The following is a 3570-nucleotide window of genomic DNA, read 5'->3' as shown; positions in this document are numbered from 1 at the left end:
ATATGCGTGAGGCGGAGGGGTCAGGAAAAATAGCGCGATGACCAGAGCTGCGGTCAAAAATGCAACGAGGGAGAACACAAACGGGCCGGCCAATGGCACCATGTCCAGCCGAATGCCCAGCAAACGGCCAGGTTCGGAGAGGTTGGGGCCAGCCACCGAGCCCACGGTAGTGGCCCAAATGACGATCGCCATGGCCCGGCCGGCCTTCTCCGGGGGTGCTCCGTCAACTGCCGCGTATCTGGCCTGCAATCCGGCCGCAGTGGCCGAACCAAAGAACAGCATTCCGGCGGCCATGAGCCAGAACTGGCCAAGGCTTGCCGCCAGTAAAACCAGTGCGGCTCCCATGGCGCCCAAGACCATGCCAGCGCTCAGCGCCCAGCGGCGCCCCGCCCGCACGGCAAGGTTCGCCAACGGCACGGCCACCAGCCCCGCACCCAAGGCGGACGCTGTCTGCACAAAGCCGGATGCCGCCGTCGTGCCTGCCAGTTGCGCAGCCAGGATGCCTCCCACGGCAACGCCGGAGGCCACACCCACCCCCGACAACAGCTGCCCAACGACGAGTACGGCTTGATTGCGGCGTTGGAGGGAGATGGTGCTCATGGGGAAAGTCCTAAGAGTGGCAGAGTCGTGGTGCGGGCACTGCGCCGACGGCCCGCCCATGGGGTGGCTTAAGGTGGAAGCAGACGTAACCAGTGTGACAGAGGAGCACCCGAGCATGGCAATTTCAGACTCACAGGCGACGGCGGACAAGGCGCACCGGCAGGACGCTTTCGACGCCGTGAGCGAAGCGGATCTGCGTGCTGCCGGTAGTTTGAAGTGGTCCGCGTTCCCCGGGCAGCTGCCGGCGTGGGTGGCCGAAATGGACTTTGGCCTAGCCGCCCCGATCACGGAGCGGCTTCTCGAACTGGTGTCGACCGCACAGGTGGGATATTTGCCGAGCCATCTGGTGGACGAACTAGGGCTGGCCTGCCGGGACTTTCTGGCTATGCGCCATGGCTGGGACGTACCCGCGGAATGGATCCGCCCCGTGGTTGACGTCCTCACCGCACTTGAAGCCACCGTCAGGCATTTCACCCCGGCGAAGGGGCGGATAGTGGTCCCGACGCCCGCATACATGCCGTTCATCATGCTCCCGGCCATGTACGGGCGTGAACTTGTCCAGGTTCCCATGATCCGGGACGAGGCATCGTGGGAACTCGACTTTGCTGCCCTTGGAGAGGCAATGACCGCCGGAGACTTGTTGGTGCTCTGCAATCCGCACAACCCGATTGGAAAGGTCTATACCCGTGAGGAACTGCTGCGGCTGAGCAGCGTTGTGGAAGCGTGCGGGGCACGGGTGTTCTCCGATGAGATCCATGCGCCCCTGGTGTACGACGGCGCCAGGCACGTACCGTACGCCTCGGTCAGTGACGCCGCGGCCCGCCACACGGTGACGGCCACGTCCGCGTCGAAGGCTTGGAACTTGGCCGGGCTCAAAGCTGCCCAGATCATCTTTTCCAACGCTGCCGACTATGAGCTGTGGGTTGCCGAGGAACCGTTTGCGGAACACGGTGCCAGCACCTTTGGGGTGGCGGCCAACATCGCTGCCTACACGCAGGGGATGCCATGGCTGGAAGGCGTCATTGGATACTTGGACCGCAACCGGCGCCTGCTCGGGCGCCTGTTGCAGGAGCGCTTGCCGCAAGCCCGCTTTGTGGTGCCGGAAGGGACGTACTTGGCGTTCGTTGATTGCACGGAACTGGATTTCGGGGATTTCACGGGCACACCCACCGAGTTCTTTGCCGCACATGCCCGGGTGGCGCTGACAGAGGGCGGCCTGTGCGGCGATGTTGGCGCCGGTTGGGTTCGGCTGAACTTCGCCACTCCCGCGCCCATCCTGCACCGGATCGTGGAGCATATGGCGGCTTCGCTGGCGAAATAATGTCAGCCTGCGGGTGCGGTGGAGCCGGTTTCGAGGCGGACCCTAGAGGAAATCCATCTCCACGTGCAGAAAGGACTCGGCGGAAACAAGGGCCGCTGCGAATGCCTCTTCCTCGGTGGGTGATTCCTTCGGGGTGCGGGTAAACCACTCGTGCGTGTTGGTGTGAACCTTGATCACGTCACCACCTCCGGCCGGGGCATAAAACAACCCAAAGCGCTGGACCGGCCATTCGGCGGAGGTCTCAATGCCCACCAGCAAGGCTGCGTTCAAGGCCGGATTGAACCACTGGGCAATGGGACGGCGACGGTCCTCAAAAAAGAGCCCGCTCGCATAACGGCTTGCCACCGTCGGCCCCATTTCCGCGCACAGGCGTTCGCGCCACAACGGCAAGATCTCCGTATCGTGACGCTGCCACACTGCTGGGACCAAAGGTCGGTTGCCACGGGAACCCACACTTCAATGTTAGCGACTACCAGCACAGTTGGAAGAGGTGGGATCGATCGGCAGCAGTGAACGGCAGGGCTACTCGCAGCCGATCCCGTCGCCGTCTCGGTCGAACTTGGGCTGGAAACCAGGCTGACCCACTCGGATGGGTGCCGCCCCTGCAGCCCGCACGGCTGTGCAGTTCTGGTAGAAGACCTCGGCTGCCGGCGGCTGAACCAACGGGACTGGAGCCGGGGGTGGTGGCTGGGGGGCCGGGGGTGCGGGCGCCGGTGCTGGCTCAACGGCGGCAACTGGGGGCAGCACAACAGCCTGCTCCGGTGCAGCCGTGGGAGCCTCGCTGCTCGGAACTTGAGCATCCGTGCACGTGCCCAACACCTTGGCCATGGCATCGTGCTCAGCCTGGGTCACCCACAGTTCGTAGCCGGCCTTGACGGAGATCTGCCGGGCTACATATTCGCAGCGATAACTCTTGTTCGGCGGCAGCCACGTGGCAGCGTCACCAGCACCCTTGCTTTGGTTGCTGGGGCCGTCAACGGCCAGCAAATTCAGTGGATCGTTGGCGAACGCCCTGCGCCGGTCTGCCGTCAGCTGTTGGGCTCCTTTTTGCCAGGCGTCATTGAGTGCCACAACATGGTCGATCTGCACCTTTGCGCTTTCGGGCCCGCGCACAAAGGAAATAGTGTCTGCCGTGTAGGGATCGGCCAGAATTCCCGTCAACACCAGGCAGTCGCGCGTGCCCGGCTTGAACGTCTTCGCCGTCAGGTCTCGACTCAGAATGTCATTGCGGGTGTCGCAGCCGTTGCGGTCCACGTCTGCCCAAGCCTGCCCGAACTCTTCACGGCTGTAACCGGTCTTGGGCGCCCTGCCTTTGATGGGCAGCGTTTCCAACACGACGAGGGCCTTCGCTGCTTCGGCCGAGGTTGTCTTTGCCGCTAGCTCGACCCCGCCCATGCCCTGGCCGTCCAAGGGTGCCGCGCTAGTGGCTGTGGGGCTTGGGCCGGCACTGGTCGTTGCTGGAGCCTGCGTTGCCACCTCCGACGCCGGGGCTGCCTGCGGTGCCGTTGCGCCACCGCAGGCTGTGGTGAGCACCAGGACGGAGGCAAAAACCGATCCCATGATGAAATCGGTGGCCCCAAAAGGGCGGGTATTACGGGCAGGCGACAAGACGGAGATCTCCCCCAAGATGATGATGTGTAGTGAACTTC

At 63.9% G+C, this 3570-nt stretch carries 4 protein-coding genes; 1 reads left to right on the top strand and 3 read right to left on the bottom strand.

The features are described 5' to 3' along the window. Positions 1 to 600 (bottom strand): MFS transporter (locus tag Q4P21_RS11300; RefSeq protein ID WP_303388869.1); only part of this gene is annotated, 600 nt, incomplete at its 3' end. A 115-nt stretch (positions 601 to 715) separates the two neighbouring features. Between Q4P21_RS11300 and Q4P21_RS11295 the strand changes: the two genes are divergently transcribed. Further along, positions 716 to 1921 (top strand): MalY/PatB family protein, encoded by a 1206-nt coding sequence (locus Q4P21_RS11295; protein WP_303388868.1) that lies wholly within the window; start codon positions 716 to 718, stop codon positions 1919 to 1921. Positions 1922 to 1963: 42 nt separating this feature from the next. Here the strand turns inward: Q4P21_RS11295 and Q4P21_RS11290 are convergent, their stop codons facing one another. After that, positions 1964 to 2266 (bottom strand): hypothetical protein, encoded by a 303-nt coding sequence (locus tag Q4P21_RS11290; RefSeq protein ID WP_303388867.1) that lies wholly within the window; start codon positions 2264 to 2266, stop codon positions 1964 to 1966. A 177-nt stretch (positions 2267 to 2443) separates the two neighbouring features. Further along, positions 2444 to 3570: DUF1524 domain-containing protein (locus Q4P21_RS11285; protein WP_369598894.1), on the bottom strand; the 1127-nt coding region annotated here is incomplete at its 5' end.

Origin of the sequence: Arthrobacter sp. (assembly GCF_030540645.1) — a bacterium.
GTDB lineage: Bacteria > Actinomycetota > Actinomycetes > Actinomycetales > Micrococcaceae > Specibacter.
This window is presented reverse-complemented; position numbering and strand designations above follow the sequence as displayed.

Excerpts from the sequence above, each read along its gene's own strand:
- Q4P21_RS11295 (WP_303388868.1), top strand. The coding sequence starts at position 716 with ATGGCAATTTCAGACTCACAGGCGACGGCGGACAAGGCGCACCGGCAG.